The sequence below is a fragment of the Acinetobacter sp. CAU_H_60 genome (assembly GCF_058599385.1).
The window spans coordinates 1,960,604-1,982,924 of record NZ_CM178653.1 but is presented as its reverse complement, the minus strand read 5'-3'; the positions used below and the strand labels follow the sequence as shown (position 1 = coordinate 1,982,924).

General features: G+C 41.0%; 23 protein-coding genes. 9 read left to right on the top strand and 14 right to left on the bottom strand.

Features of this window, described 5'->3' with window-relative positions; genetic code table 11:
* Positions 1-6 precede the first annotated feature (6 nt).
* The gene (locus AC4MBN_RS09220; protein ID WP_419374634.1) at positions 7-789 is read right to left on the bottom strand and encodes an rRNA large subunit pseudouridine synthase E; all 783 of its coding nucleotides are present in this window, start codon (positions 787-789) and stop codon (positions 7-9) included.
* Between the two features lie 469 nt (positions 790-1,258).
* Between AC4MBN_RS09220 and AC4MBN_RS09215 the strand changes: the two genes are divergently transcribed.
* Both AC4MBN_RS09215 and AC4MBN_RS09210 read left to right on the top strand, forming a co-directional pair.
* Positions 1,259-1,399 carry a hypothetical protein gene (locus AC4MBN_RS09215; RefSeq protein ID WP_373686382.1) on the top strand — a complete coding sequence of 47 codons (141 nt, stop codon included), beginning with the start codon at positions 1,259-1,261 and terminating at the stop codon, positions 1,397-1,399.
* 247 nt (positions 1,400-1,646) lie between these two features.
* Positions 1,647-1,832, top strand: a complete 186-nt coding sequence (locus AC4MBN_RS09210) for a hypothetical protein (RefSeq protein ID WP_419365520.1) — start codon at positions 1,647-1,649, stop codon at positions 1,830-1,832.
* 683 nt (positions 1,833-2,515) lie between these two features.
* Here AC4MBN_RS09210 and AC4MBN_RS09205 read toward each other — a convergent pair.
* A complete protein-coding gene (locus AC4MBN_RS09205) occupies positions 2,516-2,680 on the bottom strand; it encodes a hypothetical protein (RefSeq protein WP_491876705.1) in 165 nt (54 codons plus the stop codon).
* An 880-nt stretch (positions 2,681-3,560) separates the two neighbouring features.
* On the opposite strand from AC4MBN_RS09205, the gene AC4MBN_RS09200 reads away from it, so the two are divergent.
* The 3 genes from AC4MBN_RS09200 to AC4MBN_RS09190 all read left to right on the top strand — a co-directional run bounded on the left by AC4MBN_RS09200 (position 3,561) and on the right by AC4MBN_RS09190 (position 6,491).
* Positions 3,561-3,689, top strand: a complete 129-nt coding sequence (locus AC4MBN_RS09200; protein WP_491880146.1) for a hypothetical protein — start codon at positions 3,561-3,563, stop codon at positions 3,687-3,689.
* 173 nt (positions 3,690-3,862) lie between these two features.
* Positions 3,863-4,414 (top strand): M23 family metallopeptidase, encoded by a 552-nt coding sequence (locus AC4MBN_RS09195; RefSeq protein WP_419365523.1) that lies wholly within the window; start codon positions 3,863-3,865, stop codon positions 4,412-4,414.
* Between the two features lie 88 nt (positions 4,415-4,502).
* Complete coding sequence (locus tag AC4MBN_RS09190) at positions 4,503-6,491, top strand: acyltransferase family protein (RefSeq protein WP_491880145.1); 1,989 nt, start codon at positions 4,503-4,505, stop codon at positions 6,489-6,491.
* Positions 6,492-6,565: 74 nt separating this feature from the next.
* Here the strand turns inward: AC4MBN_RS09190 and AC4MBN_RS09185 are convergent, their stop codons facing one another.
* Positions 6,566-7,774, bottom strand: coding sequence for a YbfB/YjiJ family MFS transporter (locus tag AC4MBN_RS09185; RefSeq protein WP_419374631.1), 1,209 nt, complete (start codon positions 7,772-7,774; stop codon positions 6,566-6,568).
* Between the two features lie 209 nt (positions 7,775-7,983).
* Positions 7,984-9,219, bottom strand: a complete 1,236-nt coding sequence (locus AC4MBN_RS09180; protein ID WP_004784132.1) for a pyridoxal phosphate-dependent aminotransferase — start codon at positions 9,217-9,219, stop codon at positions 7,984-7,986.
* 152 nt (positions 9,220-9,371) lie between these two features.
* Between AC4MBN_RS09180 and msrB the strand changes: the two genes are divergently transcribed.
* Both msrB and AC4MBN_RS09170 read left to right on the top strand, forming a co-directional pair.
* The gene (gene msrB, locus AC4MBN_RS09175; RefSeq protein WP_004784131.1) at positions 9,372-9,791 is read left to right on the top strand and encodes a peptide-methionine (R)-S-oxide reductase MsrB; all 420 of its coding nucleotides are present in this window, start codon (positions 9,372-9,374) and stop codon (positions 9,789-9,791) included.
* Positions 9,788-10,264, top strand: a complete 477-nt coding sequence (locus tag AC4MBN_RS09170) for a glutathione peroxidase (RefSeq protein WP_491876707.1) — start codon at positions 9,788-9,790, stop codon at positions 10,262-10,264. Before msrB ends, AC4MBN_RS09170 begins: the two co-directional genes overlap by 4 nt.
* Before the next feature lie 130 nt (positions 10,265-10,394).
* Here AC4MBN_RS09170 and dapC read toward each other — a convergent pair whose 3' ends face one another.
* The 6 genes from dapC to AC4MBN_RS09140 form a co-directional block, all read right to left on the bottom strand.
* A complete protein-coding gene (dapC, locus tag AC4MBN_RS09165) occupies positions 10,395-11,564 on the bottom strand; it encodes a succinyldiaminopimelate transaminase (RefSeq protein ID WP_419374629.1) in 1,170 nt (389 codons plus the stop codon).
* Positions 11,565-11,586: 22 nt separating this feature from the next.
* Positions 11,587-14,253 carry a [protein-PII] uridylyltransferase gene (gene glnD / locus AC4MBN_RS09160; RefSeq protein ID WP_419365528.1) on the bottom strand — a complete coding sequence of 889 codons (2,667 nt, stop codon included), beginning with the start codon at positions 14,251-14,253 and terminating at the stop codon, positions 11,587-11,589.
* 23 nt (positions 14,254-14,276) lie between these two features.
* On the bottom strand, positions 14,277-15,491 hold the full coding sequence (gene purT / locus AC4MBN_RS09155; RefSeq protein WP_419365561.1) for a formate-dependent phosphoribosylglycinamide formyltransferase: 1,215 nt from the start codon (positions 15,489-15,491) through the stop codon (positions 14,277-14,279).
* Between the two features lie 127 nt (positions 15,492-15,618).
* Positions 15,619-16,251: a hypothetical protein gene (locus AC4MBN_RS09150; protein ID WP_491880144.1), complete on the bottom strand. Its 633-nt coding sequence runs from the start codon at positions 16,249-16,251 to the stop codon at positions 15,619-15,621.
* A gap of 95 nt (positions 16,252-16,346) precedes the next feature.
* A complete protein-coding gene (gene ygaH / locus AC4MBN_RS09145) occupies positions 16,347-16,694 on the bottom strand; it encodes an L-valine transporter subunit YgaH (RefSeq protein WP_491880143.1) in 348 nt (115 codons plus the stop codon).
* On the bottom strand, positions 16,691-17,419 hold the full coding sequence (locus AC4MBN_RS09140; protein WP_491880953.1) for an AzlC family ABC transporter permease: 729 nt from the start codon (positions 17,417-17,419) through the stop codon (positions 16,691-16,693). Before AC4MBN_RS09140 ends, ygaH begins: the two co-directional genes overlap by 4 nt.
* 128 nt (positions 17,420-17,547) lie before the next feature.
* Between AC4MBN_RS09140 and AC4MBN_RS09135 the strand changes: the two genes are divergently transcribed.
* Together AC4MBN_RS09135 and AC4MBN_RS09130 are read left to right on the top strand one after the other, a co-directional pair.
* Entirely contained in the window at positions 17,548-18,042 is a 495-nt protein-coding gene (locus AC4MBN_RS09135) for a hypothetical protein (RefSeq protein ID WP_419365531.1), read from the top strand.
* Positions 18,043-18,226: 184 nt separating this feature from the next.
* Positions 18,227-18,361 (top strand): hypothetical protein, encoded by a 135-nt coding sequence (locus tag AC4MBN_RS09130; RefSeq protein WP_340810753.1) that lies wholly within the window; start codon positions 18,227-18,229, stop codon positions 18,359-18,361.
* Positions 18,362-18,570: 209 nt separating this feature from the next.
* Here the strand turns inward: AC4MBN_RS09130 and AC4MBN_RS09125 are convergent, their stop codons facing one another.
* From AC4MBN_RS09125 to AC4MBN_RS09110, 4 genes are all read right to left on the bottom strand, one after another.
* On the bottom strand, positions 18,571-19,185 hold the full coding sequence (locus AC4MBN_RS09125; RefSeq protein ID WP_312157597.1) for a superoxide dismutase: 615 nt from the start codon (positions 19,183-19,185) through the stop codon (positions 18,571-18,573).
* A 216-nt stretch (positions 19,186-19,401) separates the two neighbouring features.
* Positions 19,402-20,493: a redox-regulated ATPase YchF gene (gene ychF / locus AC4MBN_RS09120; RefSeq protein ID WP_005236355.1), complete on the bottom strand. Its 1,092-nt coding sequence runs from the start codon at positions 20,491-20,493 to the stop codon at positions 19,402-19,404.
* A 111-nt stretch (positions 20,494-20,604) separates the two neighbouring features.
* Positions 20,605-21,264 (bottom strand): methionine ABC transporter permease, encoded by a 660-nt coding sequence (locus AC4MBN_RS09115; protein WP_159123258.1) that lies wholly within the window; start codon positions 21,262-21,264, stop codon positions 20,605-20,607.
* Complete coding sequence (locus tag AC4MBN_RS09110) at positions 21,245-22,315, bottom strand: methionine ABC transporter ATP-binding protein (RefSeq protein WP_491880142.1); 1,071 nt, start codon at positions 22,313-22,315, stop codon at positions 21,245-21,247. The genes AC4MBN_RS09115 and AC4MBN_RS09110 overlap by 20 nt, the downstream gene beginning before the upstream one ends.
* Positions 22,316-22,321: the final 6 nt, after the last annotated feature.

Sequence of the window (22,321 nt, the reverse complement as noted above, 5' to 3'; positions counted from 1 at the left end):
AGTGGCTTAACGTGTACGACGGCCACGACTCTTGGTATTTGGACGGGTGGTACCATTGGTCTTGCGACGTGGTTTCTCACCTTCTTCCATTTGCCAGATACGCGGTGTACCGGTTTTTTTCTTGGTGCCGTCTTTCGTTACTTTCTTGTTAATCGGTTTACCACCGGTGCCACCCGGTTTTTTCACATAAGAGCGCGAGCGGTAAGGTTCTTGAGCAGGCACATCTTTAAAGTCTGGATAAAGTAGGGGTTCAATTTCTTTAGTTTCACCTGGCTGTAAACCTAATTGAACCAGATCAATCGAACCGATTTTAGTGCGGATCAAGCGTAAGGTAGGAAAGCCGACTGCTGCAGTCATACGACGTACCTGACGGTTACGGCCTTCACAGATTGAAATTTCGACCCATGAAGTTGGAACAGAAGCACGGAAACGTACAGGAGGATTGCGTTCCCATAACCATTCCGGTTCAGTGACTTTAATTGCTTTGGCTGGCAGCGTAATACCGTCATTCAGTTCAACACCCTTACGAAGCTGTTCTAGAGCTTCGTCGGTTATATCGCCATCGACCTGAACCAGATAAGTTTTGAATTTTTTGCTGGCTGGATTGGTAATATATTGGTTTAAACCACCATGATCGGTCAGGAACATCAAACCTTCAGAATCCATGTCCAGACGACCGGCAATACGCAGATCCGGATCGTCTACGAAATCAGCCATAGTCTGATGTTTTTCATCTGGACGAAATTGGGAGAGGACGTCATAAGGCTTGTTAAGAATGACAATTTTCACTTTAACCTACTAAAATATATAAAATAATTCTGGTGTGGCAGTCATGTTGCCCATTGTGATACTCCTTTACTTATAAGTAGGAGATAAGGGAAAACATAAAAGAGTCCACTAAGTGGAAGCTATCATAGCAGATTCTGATTTATCTTCCTTGAATTTATGTTTTGCATCAAATTTGATTGCGACCATGCCGCTTTAAAATGATGTACTTTTTATATTCAAATATGATCTTCCGTTTAAGAATGTTAATCATCAATGATCCTTATTTTCTACTGCACTCGTCGAGCCGGTTAAGGGAAAATAAGGTAATTCAAGGCAAAGCAAAAAATTGATAATGATTTTTATAGACCTGAAATAGTTTTGACGAATTTACATACCATACAAAAAGCTTTCCAAACTGGCTTAGACCACTACAAAGCAAGCTGATATTTTAATTTCACAGTTTCTAATATTTTTAATTTTGAGGTGAACAATGAAATTGTTGACTTTAATTAGTATGGGTATTGCAGCGAGTTATTGTTATAAAACCGTCAAACATAACAAGCAAAATCTTTCAAATCTAAGTTTTGATGAAGTAATAAATCAACACATTTTACGAGATTTTATAGCCTGAGCATTATTCATATTTACCGTTAGCTTAAGCTAATTATAAATAGAGAATCTCAACATATCCTGTTGGGATTTTTTATTTTTATCATTTAAATATTTTTAGATAAGATGAGTAAGAAAATTTATATCAAAATGAAAGTTACATGATTAATCTATTAAATAGTCAATTAATACAACTCTATAAAGCAATGTAAACGAAAAATTCAAATCTTCTGCTAAATTAAAAATAAACCAAATGTGTGGAGGTTTGTATGAGAAATATACCAGAAGGAACCCAGGTTATTCATCATATATCAGCTCAGGACTGTGCATTCTATAAGGAAGAAAATGGAATTCTGAAAGTCTGGAGTAGTGGCACTTGGGTGAATGCAATTGTACCAAATCTGGAAAAGATGATGGAGCTTGATTTCGAGTTAGAAGTACTCAAATCTATGTAGTAATTCAAAACTTAAAGATTCTTTTATAAGAATCTTTAAGTTTATAAATTGATATTTTTAAAAATAATAAAAAATGATCTTTATAGAGAAAAATAATTTCATTGAGAGTAAATTAGCAGTTATTGATTATTTAAAAATATAGTTCTGATGTCTAGTATTAATTTGATAGAAAATAAGGAAAATACATTATGAAATAGTAAAATTAAAACCTATGAAATAACTTAAAAAGACATGAAGTTCAAAAGTTTAAATTTTGGAATGGCAATATATTACATAGAAAAATTTTTTATAAACAAAGATTATTTTATGGTTTTAAAGAAATAATCTATTCATTTTTTCAAATGAAATTCTATAAATTTATGAAAATTAAATAGATATTGGTTGACAATAAATGTTTTAATTTATAGTCTTGATCTCTTATGTTTTGTTTTACTTTAGTTTAATTATTCAAGATTATGTAATATTTTGTTATTTAGTTTTATGCTTAGATGGTGTATAAATAATATACAGCTCTCCATGAGGGTAAAACACATGACTAAAGCAGAATTAGCTGTCTCCGCATTGGTCGTATTCCTTATTACCTTGATGGTTTATGGAGTAGGACAATCATTAAGTTATTAAAATAACTTTTCCTAATGGTTCCCCGTATGTAAATAAAGCCCTTCGTGGGCTTTATTTTGTTTTTAGTCTGAGTCTGAATCACTCTTCTGATTTTCAGAATATTCTAGTGCAGCTTTTTGTGCTTCTGCGGCGGCTTTAGCTTCCAAAGGAATAGCATCTGCTGCAATAGTAGAAGTACCATAAAAACCCATCATGATGAGTATTAGAACTTTCGAAAACTGTTTCATATAAAATCCTCTAATTTTCTAAAACTTGATTTCAGTGTAGGGGATAAAACTCTGTGGGCATGTATGAGCGGTATCTGCTTATGTAAGATATTCGGGCTTAGCGTGAAAACCCTTTCACCTTATGTAAGAACAATTATCTTATGAATTATTTTGTAGAATTAATTAAAGAAATGTTTTAGAAATTGAAAATATTAAATTTTCTTAAATTTATAACTAGAATGATATAAATTTAATAAACTTAAAATTTAATTCCTTTAAAGAAAATATAATCATTTATTGAATAAAATAATATGGATTAAAAAATAATTAAAATAAGAACAATAGAAAATATTATAGAGCTAAGAATATTTGAACCTTAGCAGATTCTATGGAAGTAGCACCACAATCGGAAATTAATAAATTGTTAAACCTGAAGATAGTGACAAGATGACTTTGAATACAGATTTAATATTCAATTTACCTTATCATGCAGTTATTCCTTTATAGCGAAAACTGTGGTCTACATTTTTGTAGCCTCTCATGCTAAATATACTATTACTGTGTTGGTCTGAGTCTGAACTGGAAACTTTGTGAACGTTGATAAATCAATGCTGAATTTGGCTCATCACATTGGACCCGCATTTATTGTTAGATTTTTTGAAAGGTTTCATTCAGAAAACCAGATCTATACTCAGAGTTAAAACAGGTATCAACATGCAACGCTATGTAAGCGATGTAAATACCTTGAATAAAGATCTAATCAGAATTGAATCACTTAATAAAGATGCTTTTACATTGACGTATTTAGATACAGCTCAGTGATTGGCTTATTTTATATAAAGGTTAGAGTGATTAATGCAACTTCCAGTGATAGAGACAGTTCTTCAAAGGAGTTTATGCTATGGTTAAATCAAGAGCAAAACACAAGCAAGTCCAGCAAAAGGATAAAAAGGACAGTGCTCAAAATGAAGAGCAACAACAGCAACAGCAGCAACCCTCTAAACCATCCCGTGCGAAAAAGCGTAAATAAAATTTAGACTTGATTTAACAAAACCCTCAGCTGAGGGTTTTGTTATTTTTAAGACTGTTTCTGAAAAATAATCTGGAAAAAACATCACTAAAAATAACAGGATTTTGACTTTAAATTTCTGTGTATTCCTTAAGATAAAACGAACCCCTCATTAAACGGCTATGTGAGCTATTGTGAAAATTCCCAGAATCCTGCTTTTAATATTTTCCTTAAATATATTACTCACTGCCTGTCAGCCACCGCCCTCAGGTGAGCCAGCGGGCTGGAAAAGTCCGTACCTCTATTGGCAATTAAAAAAAGCTGAGCTGATTAGACCAGTAGAAATTCCTGTACAAGGAGTAACAGCTCGCCAGATTCAGGATACCTGGGGTGGAGCAAGGAGTGAAGGTCGCAAACATGAGGGGACTGATATTTTTGCTAAACGGGGAACACCGGTAGTCAGTGCGACCCAAGGGATCGTCCGCAAGATTGGAACCAATAATTTGGGCGGTAAAGTTATCTGGATTACTGGCCCGAATTTAAGCCAACATTATTATGCTCATCTAGATGATTATGCTGAACATATTCAGGAAGGAGACTGGGTAGAAGCAGGTGAAATCATTGCCTATGTCGGCAATACCGGTAATGCAAAAAATACACCACCACATTTGCATTATGGGATTTATCTCAGTGGGGAAGGTGCAACCAATCCTTATCCTTATTTAAAGGTAGAAGAATTGGAATAAGCGCAAGTGAATGTAAAAAAAATGTAAAAGATCGCCATCTAAAGAGTGAAAAGCATAAAATAGCGTATCTCCCGCTTTTCGTGTTTTTATGAGTTTTGCTTATCGACCAGATATCGATGGCCTGAGAGCTATTGCAGTATCATTGGTCATTTTCAATCATCTCGGCTGGTCATTATTTTCTGGCGGCTATATTGGTGTTGATATTTTCTTTGTCATTTCCGGTTATCTCATCACGACCATTCTGACGCGCGATATTGAGTTGCAGCAATTTTCAATTGCCCGGTTTTATAAGAAACGGGTGATCCGTCTGGCACCTGCATATTTTACTGTACTGGCAATTGTCAGTCTAATTACCTGGCAGGTGATGTTGCCGGGTGAACTGATAGAATATTTCAAAAGTGTCATGTATGCGACTGTGCTTATTGCCAATCTGTATATGCGGAATGAGGTAGGAGATTATTTCAGTCCGAATGTAGAAAATGTGCCTTTATTACATTTATGGTCATTGGGCGTAGAAGAGCAGTTTTATATTTTCTGGCCACTCTTACTATGGTTATTCTTGAGTAAAACCTCGCGTAAATATCTTTGGTTTGTCATTAGTGTATTCATTGTCACTTTAGTTATATACGCCCAACAACAACTGACTCATAATCCGGCCAAAGCTTATTATAGTATGCCGGTACGGGCGTTTGAGTTGTTGATTGGCGCATTGATTAGCTGCTTGCCAAAACCAAATGTGCCAAAAAAACTATTACAGGGATTGGTCTGGGCGGGAGTGGGTGTTCTATTTGCAACTGCAATTTATTTTGATCAGCAAACCCCATTTCCGGGACTGATGGCATTGATCCCATGTCTTGCAACGGCACTAATTATTTATCTGGGGCAATCCATATCTTCAAGTAATTTATTGCTGAGTAATCGTCTTAGTACATGGATTGGCAAAATTTCATATCCTCTGTATCTATGGCACTGGCCGATAATCGTATTCTTTGGCATTTATATGCTGCCATTGAATCTGGAAAATCAGATTATTATTGTTTTTCTGTCACTTATATGTGCATTTCTGACTTATAAACTGGCTGAAACACCACTGAAACGCTTTGTGATGGCTGCAAATTATAAAGTGATTATTCTTGGGTTTCTGTTGCCTGCAGCCAGTTTTATTGCGATCGCCCAAACCATCAAAACACATGAAGGTTTCCCGGAGCGTTTTCCAAAGTCGGTGCATGACAAACAGGAAGCATTACATACGTATGCACATGTGATTCGTAGTAACTGCATGGATACCGCGGATCCAGATGTTTTGCCCAGTGCTCAAGATTGTATCTTAGGACAATCTAAAGAAGATATTGATTTCCTGTTGATTGGCGATTCCCATGCCAATGCCTATACAGCAATGCTGGATGAATGGGCAAAGGACGCCAATTTACGCGGTTATGACGTTACACAAAGTTCTACCTTTTATCTGCCAGGTGTGCAGCGATTTGAATTAAAGCTGAATCAATGGAAAGAATTGACCAAATTCCAAAAACGTAATGATGCTATTACTGCGCATCTGGCAGAAACCCGTTATCCAATGATTATTCTGGCGGGCTCTTATGCGCAGTACTTTGACGATGATGTGAAACTTAAAGATAGTGTCCATCATACTGAGGAAGAGATATTTAAAGCAGGTTTGATGAAAGCCTTAGAAATTGCCCATCAATCTAGTGATCAGGTTATTCTAATTAATGATGTCCCACATCTAGACTGGGAAGGGATTCCATCTGATTGTAATATTCGTAAAGAGATTCTTCATCGAGACGCTTCATGTACAGTTTCTCGAAAAAGTTATGAAGCACATTTAAAGCAATTCAATCAGATTTTGGCAGAAGCAAAACTGAAATATCCGCAATTGAAAATCGTTGATCCAACCAAAGTCATCTGTGATCAGCAGGCATGTAAAACGATGCTGAATGATGTGCCTTTGTATCGTTTTAAGGATGATAATCATCTTAATGATCAGGGTTCACGGCAATTGGGTGTTGAATATCTAAAACAGTTTGGTAACCCGCTTAAAGATTTGAAGAAAGATTAAATGGAATAAAACCACGTTTAATGATGTGGTTTTATCAATTGGGATTTGGGTCATTGTCTGACTTTAATTTTTATTTAATTCTTTTCTTCTTGAACAGAAACCGGTTGCGGTTGCTCATCTGTCTTATATTTGGAAGAACGTGTATTCCAGACCAATTGCAAAGTTCCGGCTAATAAAACTAAAGCGGCCAGCATAAACTGTTGATGGTAGTTTAATCCAAGATATTGCAGGGCACTAAAACTCAATCCTCCAATCAGCTGAACAGAGGCAAAACATAGAGTCGCAATGCTCCAAAGCTTTTTATAGGCCAGTCCATACAGTTGTAAAATGGTATAAGAGGTAAGGAAAACCACAGCGGGATTCAACATTCCAGTAAAAAAAGAAGAACTAAAAGTCAGGAATGGATTAGCATTTAGAGTCGCGATAAAAATTGCCAGAATATATACACTATAAAGAATTTTCAAGGCAGTAAAATTGCCAAATTTTCTTGCCAGAATATAGGCAGAGAAAGCTCCTAAGGCACTGCCTAAGCCATATAGAATCCAGTTAAAGTTAATCCAAAATAAGCTTAATCCTAGTTCATGGCTGAGATAGTCAATCCAGAACAGGGAATGCGGAATATAGGCAAATGCACTACAAGCATAAACCACCAGTAAACTATAAAAAACTGTATTTAAAGGGACTTGAGCAGCATGAGAAACAGATTGTTTAGCTAGATAGGGTTTAAATTGTTGTATCAGTAGGCTTAAGCAGATACAAATCATAAGGGCAAACCCACATAAGATCAGCCAGGCCGTACGTATGGAAATCTGGTCAAGATAAGGCAGAAACAGGGTAGCCAGTAAAACCCCTAATCCAATCCCGCTAAAACCAACAAAATTGATTTTAAACCGGTCTTTTAAATCACAGCACTGAGCCACGACACTTGGTGACAAAATCATGAGCAGGCCACCACTAATACCGGAAATCACGCGCCAGCTGATATACCAGATTTCAGAAAATCCTGCAAAGGCACAACAGAATAGGCTAAGCATTCCAGCTATTGCAGCAAGCTGAATATAAGTGCTCATGCTTCGGTCTTGGGGCAAGCGCATCGCTGCAAAAGCACCGATTAAATAACCCAGTAGATTGGCACTACCCAAAAGACTGGCAAAGCTCGTGCTCCAGGCAAAGGCTTCCCGTGTACCAGGTAACAATGCGGTATAGGAAAAACGCAGAATGCCGATGCCTAAGCACATGCTCAGGCAGAGAAAAAGACTAAGCTTGACCGTATTTGAGGACATCCATGTACTCTTGGAGTTTTATATTTGTTCAAAAAATAGCATGAATCATCAAGCTAAAGGAGAAAAGGCTGAATAGATTTTATTGAAAAAAGAAACGCTGGATTAACAGCATGCCTCTTTTTAAATATCTATAAAGCTTGTCGCGGAAATTTTTTAAACAATAAAAAACCGCATTCATGAATGCGGTTTTTTGAGTTAACTTTTATAAATTAACGCATTTTTGCCAGGAAACGGCCTAAACGGGTAATGGCTTCACGCAGTTCATTTTCTGCTGGCAGGAACACCACACGGAAATGATCCGGTGTTGGCCAGTTAAAACCAGTACCTTGAACCAATAGAACTTTCTCGGCACGTAACAGATCAAGCATCAGTTTCTCGTCATCCTCAACCGGATAGATTTCAGGATCAAGACGAGGGAAGCAGTACATTGCACCTTCAGGTTTTACACAAGATACACCTGGAATCTCGTTTAGCATTTCCCAGGCAATATTGCGTTGTTCATATAGACGGCCACCTGGGCGGATCAAGTCATTAATAGATTGATAGCCACCGAGTGCAGTCTGAATTGCATATTGTGCTTGATGATTCGCGCAAAGACGCATTGAAGCTAGCATATCCAGGCCTTCAATATAGTCCATTGCACGTGATTTATCACCAGTAATCGCCATCCAGCCTGAACGGTAGCCGGCAATACGATAGGCCTTAGATAAACCATTGAACGATACACATAATTGCTTGCCTGCAAGCGAAGCTACTGATACATGTTCAATGCCATCGTAGACAATCTTGTCATAGATTTCGTCAGCAAACAGGATCAGGTCATATTTCTTCGCCAGATCCACGATTTGCTGTAATACATGACGCGGATAAACCGAACCGGTCGGATTATTCGGGTTGATAATCACGATCCCGCGGGTATTTGGCGTGATTTTGCTTTCCATATCCGCAATATCTGGATACCAGTGATCTTCTTCATCACATTTATAGTGAATCGCAGTACCGCCAGACAGGTTCACTGCTGCAGTCCATAATGGATAATCCGGCATTGGAATCAGCATTTCATCGCCGTCATCCAGCAGGCCTTGCATCGCCATCACGATCAGCTCAGATACGCCATTGCCGACATACACGTCATTCACGTGCATATCCAGAATGCCTTTTTGCTGGTAATACTGGCAGATCGCTTTACGTGCCGGGAAAATCCCTTTGGAATCCGTATAACCAATCGCATTTGGTAGGTTCAGTGCAACATCATTAATGATTTCTTGCGGGGCTTCAAAGCCGAATGGGGCGGGATTTCCGATATTCAGTTTGATAATTTTATGTCCGGCTTCTTCCATCTCGTTGGCCGCTCGTAACACTGGTCCGCGAATGTCGTAGCAAACATGCTCAAGCTTAGACGATTTCTTGATCTCGCGAGGGGGGGTGTTACCAATACCGGACATAATTCCATCCAATTAATTTTTAAGTTAAACCTATAGATTACGCAAATATCACAATCTATGCTGAAATTTCGCTAGAAATTTTTTCATCTCTAGCGTAAATATGGAAGTACTGAAGCATGACATTGAATGTCAAAGATTTAAAGGAGTTAGTGATGGGAAAACTCAATAAAACAGACCGGGAATGGCAAAGAGAGTTATCACCAGAAGAGTTTCGCATTACGCGTGAAAAAGGAACTGAACCGGCATTCACAGGCAAGTACTGGAATACAAAACAGGAAGGGACTTATGTCTGCCGTTGCTGTGGTACACCACTGTTTTCTTCAACCACCAAATATGACAGCGGTTGCGGCTGGCCAAGCTTCTATCGTCCTGTGAGCAGCTCAGTTGTAGAGGAATTACCTGATACTTCACATGGTATGGTGAGAACAGAAATTGTTTGTCATCATTGTGATGCACATTTGGGACACGTTTTCCCGGATGGTCCGGAACCGACTGGCTTACGTTATTGTGTAAACTCGGCCTCTTTAGAATTACAAACACAAGAAAAAACTGACGAGGAAACTTATCCATGACCAGCATTTATCAGTTTGAAGCTGAATTGTTAGATGGGAAAAACAAACGACTTGCAGATTATGAAGGGAAAGTACTTTTAATCGTAAATACCGCGAGCAAATGTGGTTTCACTCCACAATTTGCAGGTCTGGAAAAGCTTTACCAGAAATATAAAGAGCAGGGACTGGAAATTTTAGGTTTTCCATGCAACCAGTTTGGCGGACAGGATCCGGGTTCAAATGAACAGATCGGTGAATTTTGTCAGAAAAATTATGGGGTTTCTTTCCCAATGTTTTCCAAGGTGGATGTAAAAGGTCCGGAAGCACATGCGATCTTCCGTTACTTGACCAATAATTCTAAAGGAATTCTAGGAAATGGCATTAAGTGGAATTTCACCAAATTCCTGATTGGTCGTGATGGCAAGGTATTAAACCGTTTTGCACCTACCACCAAACCTGAAGATCTTGAAACAGAAATTGAAAAGGTTTTATAAGTTTATTTGAAATGTCTAATTTCTAATGAATAGAAAATAAGTGAAATAAAAAAAATAATTTGTAGTCAATATCCATAAAAAACCCACTTCTGGAAAGTGGGTTTTTTATTTGTGTTTAGATCTAAAAAGATTAAAGAATCGCTTTTAAACGCTGAATTACCTGCTCACATTGTGCCAGATCAGCGACTAATGCCAGACGCACATGGTTTTCACCCGGGTTGCCTTGCGTAGTTTCACGAGACAGGTAACGGCCTGGTAATACTTTGATATGCGCTTTTTCCATCAACATTTTGGCAAAAGTTTCATCATTGTCCACTTTAAGCCAATAGTAGAATCCGGCATCCGGTTTTTTCAGCGGAAGCAAGTGACCCAATTCTTTCTGGAACAAATCAAACTTGGCACGATACTGTACCCGGTTTTCTTCTACATGCGCTTCATCATTCCAGGCTGCAATTGATGCTAATTGGTGTTGCACCGGCATCGCTGCACCATGATAAGTACGGTATTGCAGATAAGGTTTGAGTAAAGTGGCATCGCCTGCAACAAAACCTGAACGCATACCTGGCAGGTTAGAACGTTTAGACAGGGAGTGGAAAACGACACAGTTTTTATAGTCATCTCGGCCAATCTCGGCACACATTTCCAGTAAACCTGTCGGTGCTTCATCAAACCAGAGTTCTGAATAACATTCATCAGAAGCAATGACAAAATCATATTTGTCTGACAGTGCAATCAGCTTTTTAAACTGCTCTTTAGAAAGAACGGCACCTGTTGGGTTGCCCGGTGTACACACAAATAACAGGGCAGTTTTTTCCCAGACTTCAGCCGGAACTGTATCAAAGTCGCCTAAGTAATCATTTTCTTCAGTACAGTTGATGAAATGAGGTTTTGCACCTGCAAGCAGGGTAGCACCTTCATAAATCTGATAGAAAGGGTTTGGCATCACCACATAAGGCGCATCTTCACGATTGATCAAAGCTTGGACAAAAGAAAAGATCGCTTCACGGGTACCAGAGACCGGTAATACATTGCTGTCTGCACTGATGCTATTGAGTTTAAAACGGCGAGTCAGCCAGTTGGCAATGCTTTCACGTAATTCAGGTAAACCTTTGCTGTTCGGATAAGTTGATAGATGCTGAAAATTATCAATAATCGCCTGTTTCACAAACTCGGGTGCTGGATGCTTCGGTTCACCAATTGAAAGGGGAATCAAAGGCATATTCGCAGGCTGGATATCCGCGAAAAGTTTATTCAACTTTTCAAACGGATATGGATGCAATAAAGACAAGCTAGAGTTCATGAATGTGTTACCGAGCAGTGTGTTAGTGTTGAGCATTGACCTGATGTGAGGCCTCATCCAGAGCAGCTTTTAATGCCGCTGCAAAATTGTCAGACTCTGTTTGGGTCATTGGGCTGCCATCTTTTTTGGTGACAAAGAAAATATCTTCAGCACGTTCGCCAAGTGTGGCAATTTTAGCAGAGTGAATATCCAGACCCTGCATCATAAATAAACCGCCAATTTTCGCAAGTAAACCAGGATGGTCAAGTGTCGCAATTTCAACCATATTCTGGTTTAAAGCTTCATTAAGGGTGATATCGACGGTATTTTCAATATCAAAATGACGTAACTGACGCGGGATGCGGCGCTGCATCAGACCTGGATATTCATCAGAATGACTTAAAGCATCCTGTAAGGCTTCAATGACAGTTGCCTCACGTTCCGGATCGGTCAGGAGCGTGCCAAAACGGTCAAGGACGACATAGGTATCCAGACTAAAGGCTTTGGTTGCGGTAATAATCCGGGCATCCTGAACGTCCAGGTTCATGCGATCCAGAACAGCAACCGTGGTGGCGAACAGATTTGGTTTGTCTTGGGTATAGATGAAGATCTGTACGGCATCCTGCGCATACTTACGATGCGCACGCATTAATACCAATGGTGCAGGATTATCCCCATGTTCCAGAATGGCACGGGTATGCCAGGCGATTTCATCGGCAGATTCTTTCAGGAAGTAGTCATCGCCCAGTTCCTGCCAGACTTTTTCGACATCATAAAGTGAGAAATGTTCTACCAGACGCTCACTGGCTTCAAATTTGGTATCTTCAATCAGCATCTGGTAATCAACCGGACGGCCCAAGCCAGAACGGATGACATCACGCGCATGAGTATAGAGTTGACGCATCAAAGATGAACGCCAGGTATTCCAGAGTTTTGGATTGGTCGCGTTGATATCTGCTACAGTCAAGGTGTACAGATAATCCAGATGCTCCATATCTCCCATTTTTTCAGCAAATTCTTTGACCACATCCGGATCGGAAATGTCTTTTTTCTGTGAAGTCACTGACATGGATAAATGGTTTTCAATCAGCCAGGCAACCAGATTGCATTCCCGTTCGGTAAAGCCATGCGTCCGGCAGAACTGAATCGCATCGGCTGCACCAAGCTCACTATGATCACCGCCACGACCTTTGGCAATATCATGGAAAATAGCCGCTAGATAAACAATGTCACGACGTGCTAAGCGCTGGAACACGGAGCTGACGACCGGGAACTCTTTGGCGAATTCGGGTTCCTTGAAGCGGTTCAGATTGCGGATCAAGAGCAGGGTATGTGCATCCACGGTATAGATGTGGAATAAGTCATATTGCATTAGGCCGGTAATCTGTCCGAAAGCCGGAATATATTTGCCCAGAACACCATAACGTTTCATTGCCACCAAGGTTTCATACAGGCGATGCGGTGAACGAATGATGGCCATAAACAGGGCCTGGTGTACCGGATTATCACGAAAATCCTGATCAATACGTTTAGCTGCTAGCGTGAGCAGACGTAAAGTACGAGCACGAATACCCTCAATTTCAGGACGATTGGCCAGCAAATAGAAGATTTCCAGAATGGCACTTGGTTTTTCCGAGAAAATCTTGTGATGTTGAACTGCTAACTTGCCATCGACCAGTTTGAAATTTTCATTGATTTCCTCAATCTGGCGTTCATATTGGGGTAAACGTGGGGTAATCACGGACTCATTAAAATAAGCCAGCAGCATTTCATTCAGGGTCGAAACCTGCTGCGCGCTACGGTAATAGCGCTTCATGAACTGTTCGATTGGATAGTTCGGTGACTGACCTTCTTCACGGGTATAGCCAAACATCGCCGCAATATCGCGTTGATAATCGAACAGCAGGCGGTTTTCATCGCGCTTGGTCAGGCGGTGTAAATGATGACGAATTTCCCAAAGGAAGCTTTCAGCTTCTTCGAGTACGGCAAGTTCAAACTCTGAGATAAAGCCCAGATGCACCAAGTCATAAATACGGTTGACACGGAAATGACGTTTGGCAATCCAGCCAATCTGGTTAATATCACGGATACCGCCCGGTGCATTTTTAATATCCGGTTCCAGATTGCTTTCAGTATTATTGTGCTGAGCATAGCGTTTGTGCTGCTCATCCATTTTCGCATCAAAAAAGGTTTTATCAGTCCAAGTTTGTGACACGATCCGGCGTGGCCATTTGGTCAAATTTTCATTGCCAATAATCAGACGTGCTTCGATTAAGGAAGTCGCTACCGTAAGGTCGCTGCTGGCCTGATTGACACATTCATTGATGGTACGAACACTGATGCCCGGTTGGAAATTACCGACATCCCAAAGAGAGGAAATAAAGCTGGAGATCAGCTTTTCCTGCTCTGGAGTGAAATCATCTTCAGAGAGGATCATGATATCGACATCTGAATATGGCAGCATTTCGCGGCGGCCATAACCGCCGACTGCGAAAAGCGCCAAATCAGTCTGATCCAGTCCAGCATGATTCCACAAGAATTGCAGAGCCTCATCAATCAGGTTAGAGCGTGCCTGAATGATGTCACGGATGGATTGTCCATTTTCAAAACATTCCTGAAGCTGATTTTCTACATCGCTACGCCATTGATTGATCGCTTTGATGTCATTGTGACTTTTAATGTAATTCAGCAGCGGGGAGGTATTGATCATGAACAGTGGTCCGTTGTATTTACTTAATTTTGATTCACATTAACTTGGTCTGCAACCTGTTGAGCCAGCTCGCGAGCCTGTTCAATGTTTTCTGCACGCGCAGTCGCGACACCCATACGGCGGCGTTTAAAGCCTTCAGGTTTACCAAATAGACGTAAATCGGTATCGGCATGGGCTAAAGCAAGATTCAGGCCAGAAAATGAAAGATTGCGATCATCGACACCTGCGTAAATCACGGCACTAGCAGCCACACTATGGCGAGCTGTATTGACTGGTAAGCCTAAAATAGCACGGGCATGCAGTTCAAATTCACTCTGGAACTGGGAAGCCAAAGTGACCAGACCAGTGTCATGCGGGCGAGGTGAAACCTCACTAAACCATACTTTGTCGCCTTTGACAAAGAGTTCTACACCAAAAATACCGCAACCGCCCAATGCTGTGGTGACTTTATTGGCGATACGTTTTGATTCTTCCAGAGCAGCGGGACTCATTGGCTGAGGCTGCCAGCTTTCTACATAGTCGCCTGAGTCCTGACGGTGTCCGATTGGATCACAGTAAGAGGTTTCGATTTCGCCAGTTTTAGGATTCTTAGCCCGTACAGTAAGCAGGGTAATTTCAAAATCAAAATCAATCTGTGATTCGACAATCACTTTGCCCTGATTAACTCGACCACCTGTTTGCGCATATTCCCAGGCAGCATCGACTTCTTCAAAACTTTTCACGCGAGATTGGCCTTTACCTGAAGAAGACATCACTGGTTTCACAAAGTTTGGATAACCAATGTCATCACAGGCTGCGCGAAAAGATTCCAGAGAATCGGCAAAGCGATAAGCAGACGTCGGTAAGCCTAGTTCTTCAGCTGCCAGACGACGAATGCCTTCACGGTTCATGGTCAGGTTAACTGCTTTGGCAGACGGAATCACGGTGGCAATATTCTGTTCTTCGATTTCAACCAATACTTCTGTTGCAATGGCTTCAATTTCAGGAACAATGAGATGCGGCTGAATTTTTTGAATGAGCTGTTTGAGTTCCGCTGCATCTGCCATATTTAAGACATAAGAAAAATGTGCCACCTGCATGGCCGGAGCATCTGCATAACGATCTGCAGCATGAACTTCTACACCTAAACGTTGCAAGGAAATCACCACTTCCTTACCTAGTTCTCCTGAACCTAGCAATAGAACTTTAAAAGCTGAAGATTGAAGAGGAGTACCAATAGTCACGTTCATGTGTATTATCCATGCTTGATTTTATGGACTTTTAGCATAACAGAACTCAATGCCGAGATAAGCCGAGTTTCATACAAAATTGTGATATTGGCCAGCAGTTTTATTTATAAAAGTTTATAGAGAATCGCATCTGAAATCAGGCAGTTTGCTTTACTGTATTTTTCACAGGGTTTAAATGATAAATCCGGTTTTGCGGATTGAGTTTTTCCATATGCAGAATTTGCTTGTCATTGAGCTGAAGTTGATGGAGAAGTTTCAGACTTTGTATTCTCTTAAAGGCGTAAAAGGGAATGAAAAAAGGACAGATAAAACCAAATATCCATAGCAATAAACCAAATCCTGAAAATTGCAGTGCATCGAGGAATACAGTGAAAAAATGGAATTGATGATTTGACATTGCGACAAGTGCAAAGAATAAAAACAGTAAAATTATACTAAAGCAAAATACATAAATGAGATTTGGAATGCCTTTATGTAGCAGGCTCCATCGGCTAAAAATGATTTGTTTGGGATGCAGATGGATCACCTGTTGAGTCTGATTATATAGGGCAATGATTTTATTTTTGCCATGCTTCTGAATATAAATGACACGGACATGATCTGAGGGTTCAGCAACCACTTCTACAAAATGACCAGTAAAATTCTGTGCATTAATAAAGCATTCAAAATAGCAGCCGGGTAATTCATACTGGTTAAAAATAGCCAACATTTCATCACGTCGATGATGAATAAATATTTTCCCTTCAATCATTTGCTTTGGCTCGAACATGCCAATACTTTCCTTATTTTTCTTCTTATATAAAAAAGACTTATGTATTTAATTTAGCATAAGTCTTGAATGAGATTTCTAATTTTCTAAAAGGCTTAAAAAGGCACGGGGATATAGGTATAAATCAGGCCATAGGTTAAGGCTGCAGTTAAGGTCGCCATGACGATTTTCTTGAACTTAAAATATAGTCCAGCGAGTACAATAAAACCGATCAGCATGGCAAAGCTTTTGTCTGGCATTTCCAATAAGGGCGGTAAGGTCGCCACAACCAGCATGGAACTGATGGCAGCAATTCCAATCGAACCTAAGGCAATTTTAAGCCATAGTGCACCACGTTTTTGCGAACCCTGCTGAAATTTTTGAATCACATAAAATGGACCAAAACGCGAGGCGAAATTGGCAATCCCGACAATAATCCCGACCAAGATAATTTCAAGATTCATGATTGATCTCCTGCATATTCAGGATCTGGTTTTTTCAGTACATAGTGCTTGAACAGGCCGGCCAAAATGCCGGAACTGATGCCGATAAAAATCGCAGCAGACAAATCGATAAAATAACAGGCAATGGCTGAGACAATAATCGTGATGGTCACGACAAAGGTATGTTTCTTTTCAAAGGCTGCTAACAAGAAACTCAAGAACAGGGCAGGTAGCAGGAAATCTAAAGCCGCCTGCAAGAATTGAGGCAGATGACTGACCTGATCAGCAAATAAGCCGCCTAGAAATGAACCTGTCGCCCAAGACAGCCAGCTAAACAGACTCAGACCGAGCATCCATGATTCTGACCATTCTTGGCGCCGTTGTGACAGCTTGATCATACCTGAAGCAAAGACTTCATCAGTAAGACCCCAAGCCCAGACTGCGGTTTTCTTCAGGTTTAAACGATCTTGAATCAGGTTTTGTAAAGCTGGGCCGTATAAAAGATGACGAATGTCTAAAGCAATCACGGTCAGTGCAGTCATCCAGATCGAAGTACCGCTACCAAGTAGTGCTACAACTAAAAACTGACTGGCACCGGCATACATGGAGCAGGACAGAAATAAGGCTTCCCAGGCAGTAAAGCCGAATTGGGTGGCGGAAACGCCAAAGGCAAAGGAGACCGGAAGGTAAGTAAATATAATGGCCTGGCTATCTTTGGCACCTTGCCAGAAACCGGCAGGTTGCATCGCTACTGGATTGTGGTCAGACACAAAACACCTTGAGGGAGAGAGTTAAAACAGGGATTAAATCAAGATTGTGTATTGTACGCGAATTTACTAGCATAGTGCCGAAATGTTTAACTGGCGATTCTGATATGTTGATGTTCAAGACACGTGCAATGCTGGTCGGTGTTTTAATCGGCAGCACCTTATTTCTTCAAGCTTGTGGAAATGACAGTCAAGCGCCAAAGGCCGAAATTAAAGCGGCACCTAAACTCTCCAATGATGCAACGACTTATGCTAATACTGCATGGCAATTCATGAATGAAGTCGATCCGCTGGTCTATAACAAGGAAATGGAGCAGATCGATGCTCAGGTACGTCAACCGGCCCGTAAATTGAGTACTGACTGGCGCATTAATGTGAAAATGACTGACTCAGTGACGGAAGGAAAATATGCCTTATGTCGCAAAGCTTTAACCAGTCTGGAAATCTGGGCACGTAGCACCGTTGAAAATAGCAGTAGCGTGGCACAGAAACAGGCCGACTATGAGCGTGATAAACAGCAATGTCAGGGAGCAATTGCTCATCCTGAACTGGGAAATACTGATCCAAAGCAGAAAGGTAATGCAGTAGCTGAACAGTCTTAATCGGGTTTTATAATCTTCAGGCGGGACTTCGGTTCCGCTTTTTTGTTATAAAAAACGATTCTATTTATATAAATAAACAATAATTAAAATTAAGAAAGATTGCCCTGAATCATTAAAAAAGTTCTATAATTGACTCATAATCAAGCGATTTAGAGATAAAAGTTAATTTTTGGAGTCATTTTAAATGTTTAATAAATTGTTTTTAGCGATAAGTTTGAGTGCAGTTTTAGTAAGTGCAGTACAAGCGTCTCATGCGTGTGAAGTGGCACCATGTACCAATGGCTTCGATAGCGTCAATGTCTGTGAATTGCGTTCTTAAATTTTAAATCCATCTCCCTATAGAAAAAATTAAACAGCAAAAAATAAAAGAAGCCTCAGAATAAGGCTTCCCATACATTAGACGATCATGTCTTAAAGCAACATGAACAGACGTTCTAGATACAACACTGCTCCGCCCAAAAGAATACTGAGACCGCAGAACAAACGTAAAGAGTGCCAAGACATGATGTTTCGTCCTACTGTATTGATTTATGTTGAAAGTGCTTCCAGATAACGGCGATTCACTTCCTTCCAGTTCACTACATTAAAGAAAGCGGCAATATATTCAGGACGACGGTTCTGGTATTTCAAGTAGTAGGCATGTTCCCAGACATCCAGACCTAGAATCGGGGTATTGCCATGCATGAGGGGTGAGTCCTGATTGGCGCTGCTTTCTATGATAATGGTTTGATCAGGTGCCACGCTGAGCCAAGCCCAGCCACTGCCAAAACGGGTCAGGGCTGCCTTGGTAAAAGCTTCTTTAAAGGCTTCAAAGCCGCCAAGCTCCTTGTCGATCGCCTGTGCAATTTCACCTTCAGGATTGCCACCACCATCTGGACTCATTACTGTCCAGAACAGGGAATGGTTGGCATGACCGCCGCCATTATTAATCACATTATTTTTCAAATCTTCAGGTACCTGATTGGCTTTGCTCACCAGTTCTTCCACAGAAAGATCTTCCCATTCTGTGCCTTCAATACCTGCATTGATGTTGTTGATATAAGTTTGATGATGTTTGGTGTGGTGGATTTCCATGGTTTTAGCATCAATATGTGGTTCCAATGCATCATAAGCATAAGGGAGTTCGGGAAGGGTATAGCTCATTTTTAATTGTCCTTAAGCGTGATTGAGTGAGTGGAATTTTCGACTAAATTTTAAAATACGCTTGAGTTGCATTAAATACAATGAGAATTATTATCATTTATGTTATGGGATGAGATTTTTATAAATAGGATGTAAATATGCGTATGAAAATGGCAAGAAGCCAAATTTGGTAACAAAAAAGCCCCGAATGATCGGGGCTATTTTTTGGTTTCAAACTTATACGTTGAAACGGAAGTGCAGAACGTCACCGTCCTGAACAATATAAGTTTTACCTTCTAGACGCCATTTACCAGCTTCTTTAGCGCCAGCTTCGCCGTTGTACTGTACGAAGTCATCATAAGCAATACATTCTGCGCGGATAAAGCCTTTTTCGAAGTCAGTATGAATGACACCCGCTGCTTGAGGGGCAGTAGCACCGACTTTAACCGTCCAGGCACGAACTTCCTGAACACCGGCAGTGAAGTAAGTTTGCAAGCCTAGCAGTGAATAGCCTGCGCGGATTACCACGTTCAGACCCGGCTCTTCCATATCCATTGCTTCCAGGAATTCGGCACGGTCTTCATCTTCAAGCAATGAAATTTCAGCTTCGATCTGGTTGCAAAGTGGAACCACGATTGCATTTTCAGCAGCTGCCAGTTCACGTACCGCATCGAGGTGCGGGTTGTTTTCAAAACCGTCTTCTGCCACATTAGCGATGTACATAGTTGGTTTAAGTGTTAATAGACCAAAGCCACGAACCAGTTTACGTTCGTCATCATCCAGATTTGCTGCACGGGCAGGTTTGCCTTCATCAAGCAGAGGTAAGATTTTTTCTAGAACGGCTTTAGTGGCTACAGCTTCTTTATCGCCACCTTTTGCAGACTTCGCCAGACGAGTCACTGCTTTAGTCACAGTTTCAAGGTCAGCCAGAGCAAGTTCGGTGTTAATGGTTGCGATGTCATCAAGCGGATCAATTTTCCCGTTGACGTGAATCACGTTTTCATCTTCGAAACAACGAACAACGTGAGCAATTGCATCAGTTTCACGAATATTCGCCAGGAACTGGTTACCCAGACCTTCGCCTTTGGAAGCACCAGCAACCAGACCCGCGATGTCCACGAATTCCATGGTAGTTGGTACCACGCGTTGTGGTTTTACGATTTCAGCAAGTTTGTCCAGGCGTGGATCAGGCACAGGCACGATACCGGTGTTTGGTTCAATCGTACAGAATGGGAAGTTTTCCGCAGCAATTGCAGCTTTAGTTAATGCATTGAAAAGCGTAGATTTACCAACGTTAGGCAGGCCTACAATACCACAATTAAAACCCATGAAATAACTCACAAAGCGTTATATAAAAATTGCCAGTGATTTTACATGAAAGCCATGACAAAGTCAGGTCATGGCTAGGTGCTTTGTTGAAAACTTATGAAATAGATGTTTTTAAATTTTACGTTTGTCGAGCTGATTCGACAGGGTATCACCAGTGGCCTGAACCAGCATGACCAGAATCACCAGTACCACAATCACTGCCAGCATGATCTGCATGTCAAAACGCTGATAACCATAACGGTAGGCAATGTCGCCCAGACCACCGGCACCAATAGCACCGGCAATTGCTGATGAGTTAATCATGGTCACCAAAGTGACGGTAAAACCGGCCACAATCCCTGGTAAAGCTTCAGGTAATAGCACATGCCAGATAATTTGCTTACGGTTACAGCCAATCGCTTGAGCCGCTTCAATCAGTCCCTGATCGACTTCACGTAAACTCACTTCAGCAATACGCGCAAAGAAAGGAGTCGCGGCCAACGTTAAAGGTACAACTGCTGCCCAGACGCCATAGCTGGTGCCTACAATCCAGCGGGTAAGGGGAATTAAAGCGACCATTAAAATCAGGAAAGGCACCGAACGGGTAATATTTACAATCCAGCCCAGAGCCTGATTAATGGGTTTGGATGGATAGATCCCGTGTTCAGATGTACTGACCAGTACTACTGCCATCGGTAAACCAATCAGAAAGGCAACGATTGCGGATACACCAACCATGATGAGGGTATCGGTGGTTCCTGTTAGTAATAAATCAATGAGTTGGTCGTGCATAGCCAATCACCTCAATCTGTGCAATGTGTTGTTTTAGTTTTTGCTGAAGTAAGTCAGTATCCAGATTTAGATCGGCAACTGCGACAATCAGGCTACCGACCAGATGATTCTGGATGCTGTCGATATGACTTTGATAGAGATGCACCGGATGCTCGAACTGTTCGAAAATCACTTTCAAATCTGGGGAATACTGAACACTAGAGGCATAGCGCAGTTTGATAATGCTATGCGTGGTATCTGTTGTCACTTCAGGACTGATCGAAAATGGCAGTTCCAGCTGTTCCAGATTCAGCAGTTCCTGGGTAATCTGCTGCTGTGGATTGGAAAACACTGACCAGACTTCACCCGCTTCAACAATTTCACCTTTTTCAATCACGACGACTTGATCGCAGATTTCACGAATGACCTGCATTTCATGGGTGATTAGTACAATAGTGATGCCGAGTTTCTGGTTGATTTCTTTCAGTAAAGACAGCACCACTGAGGTACTTTCCGGATCCAGTGCAGAAGTGGCTTCATCACAGAGTAGAATTTTCGGGTGATGCACCAGCGCGCGGGCAATACCGACACGCTGTTTTTGGCCACCGGATAGCTGAGAAGGGTAGTTCTGAGCCTTATCGCTTAAGCCGACCAGTTGCAGCACTTCGTTTACACGCGCATCAATGTCTGATTTTTTATAATTTGCAACTTTTAAAGGCAGAGCTACATTTTCCCAGACGGTTTTGGCAGACATCAGGTTGAAGTGCTGGAAGATCATGCCAATGCGCTGACGTAACTGGATCAGTTCAGCATGGGTGAGTCCTGCCAGATCCTGCTGGTGGATATGGATATGACCCTTACTGATCTGTTCCAGACCATTTAGAGTGAGTAGCAGTGAAGATTTACCAGCGCCACTTTTACCGATAATCCCGAAAATTTTACCTTCAGGAATATCTAGGTTGATGTTCTTTAAGGCATGTACCGATTTGCCTTGTACTTCATAATATTTGTTCAGGTTACGGATCTTGATATGCGGGACAGAAAACGCCACCTGAGAACCAAAACTCACCATAGTATT

What these genes read in the sequence shown, in the direction of transcription:
- AC4MBN_RS09215 (WP_373686382.1), top strand. Translation starts at nt 1,259, where the DNA reads ATGAAATTGTTGACTTTAATTAGTATGGGTATTGCAGCGAGTTATTGT.
- AC4MBN_RS09210 (WP_419365520.1), top strand. Translation starts at nt 1,647, where the DNA reads ATGAGAAATATACCAGAAGGAACCCAGGTTATTCATCATATATCAGCT.
- AC4MBN_RS09205 (WP_491876705.1), bottom strand. Translation starts at nt 2,680, where the DNA reads ATGAAACAGTTTTCGAAAGTTCTAATACTCATCATGATGGGTTTTTAT.
- AC4MBN_RS09200 (WP_491880146.1), top strand. Translation starts at nt 3,561, where the DNA reads ATGGTTAAATCAAGAGCAAAACACAAGCAAGTCCAGCAAAAGGATAAA.
- AC4MBN_RS09190 (WP_491880145.1), top strand. Translation starts at nt 4,503, where the DNA reads ATGAGTTTTGCTTATCGACCAGATATCGATGGCCTGAGAGCTATTGCA.
- AC4MBN_RS09185 (WP_419374631.1), bottom strand. Translation starts at nt 7,774, where the DNA reads ATGTCCTCAAATACGGTCAAGCTTAGTCTTTTTCTCTGCCTGAGCATG.
- AC4MBN_RS09180 (WP_004784132.1), bottom strand. Translation starts at nt 9,219, where the DNA reads ATGTCCGGTATTGGTAACACCCCCCCTCGCGAGATCAAGAAATCGTCT.
- msrB (WP_004784131.1), top strand. Translation starts at nt 9,372, where the DNA reads ATGGGAAAACTCAATAAAACAGACCGGGAATGGCAAAGAGAGTTATCA.
- AC4MBN_RS09170 (WP_491876707.1), top strand. Translation starts at nt 9,788, where the DNA reads ATGACCAGCATTTATCAGTTTGAAGCTGAATTGTTAGATGGGAAAAAC.
- dapC (WP_419374629.1), bottom strand. Translation starts at nt 11,564, where the DNA reads ATGAACTCTAGCTTGTCTTTATTGCATCCATATCCGTTTGAAAAGTTG.
- glnD (WP_419365528.1), bottom strand. Translation starts at nt 14,253, where the DNA reads ATGATCAATACCTCCCCGCTGCTGAATTACATTAAAAGTCACAATGAC.
- AC4MBN_RS09150 (WP_491880144.1), bottom strand. Translation starts at nt 16,251, where the DNA reads ATGTTCGAGCCAAAGCAAATGATTGAAGGGAAAATATTTATTCATCAT.
- ygaH (WP_491880143.1), bottom strand. Translation starts at nt 16,694, where the DNA reads ATGAATCTTGAAATTATCTTGGTCGGGATTATTGTCGGGATTGCCAAT.
- AC4MBN_RS09140 (WP_491880953.1), bottom strand. Translation starts at nt 17,419, where the DNA reads ATGCAACCTGCCGGTTTCTGGCAAGGTGCCAAAGATAGCCAGGCCATT.
- AC4MBN_RS09135 (WP_419365531.1), top strand. Translation starts at nt 17,548, where the DNA reads ATGTTGATGTTCAAGACACGTGCAATGCTGGTCGGTGTTTTAATCGGC.
- AC4MBN_RS09130 (WP_340810753.1), top strand. Translation starts at nt 18,227, where the DNA reads ATGTTTAATAAATTGTTTTTAGCGATAAGTTTGAGTGCAGTTTTAGTA.
- AC4MBN_RS09125 (WP_312157597.1), bottom strand. Translation starts at nt 19,185, where the DNA reads ATGAGCTATACCCTTCCCGAACTCCCTTATGCTTATGATGCATTGGAA.
- ychF (WP_005236355.1), bottom strand. Translation starts at nt 20,493, where the DNA reads ATGGGTTTTAATTGTGGTATTGTAGGCCTGCCTAACGTTGGTAAATCT.
- AC4MBN_RS09115 (WP_159123258.1), bottom strand. Translation starts at nt 21,264, where the DNA reads ATGCACGACCAACTCATTGATTTATTACTAACAGGAACCACCGATACC.
- AC4MBN_RS09110 (WP_491880142.1), bottom strand. Translation starts at nt 22,315, where the DNA reads ATGGTGAGTTTTGGTTCTCAGGTGGCGTTTTCTGTCCCGCATATCAAG.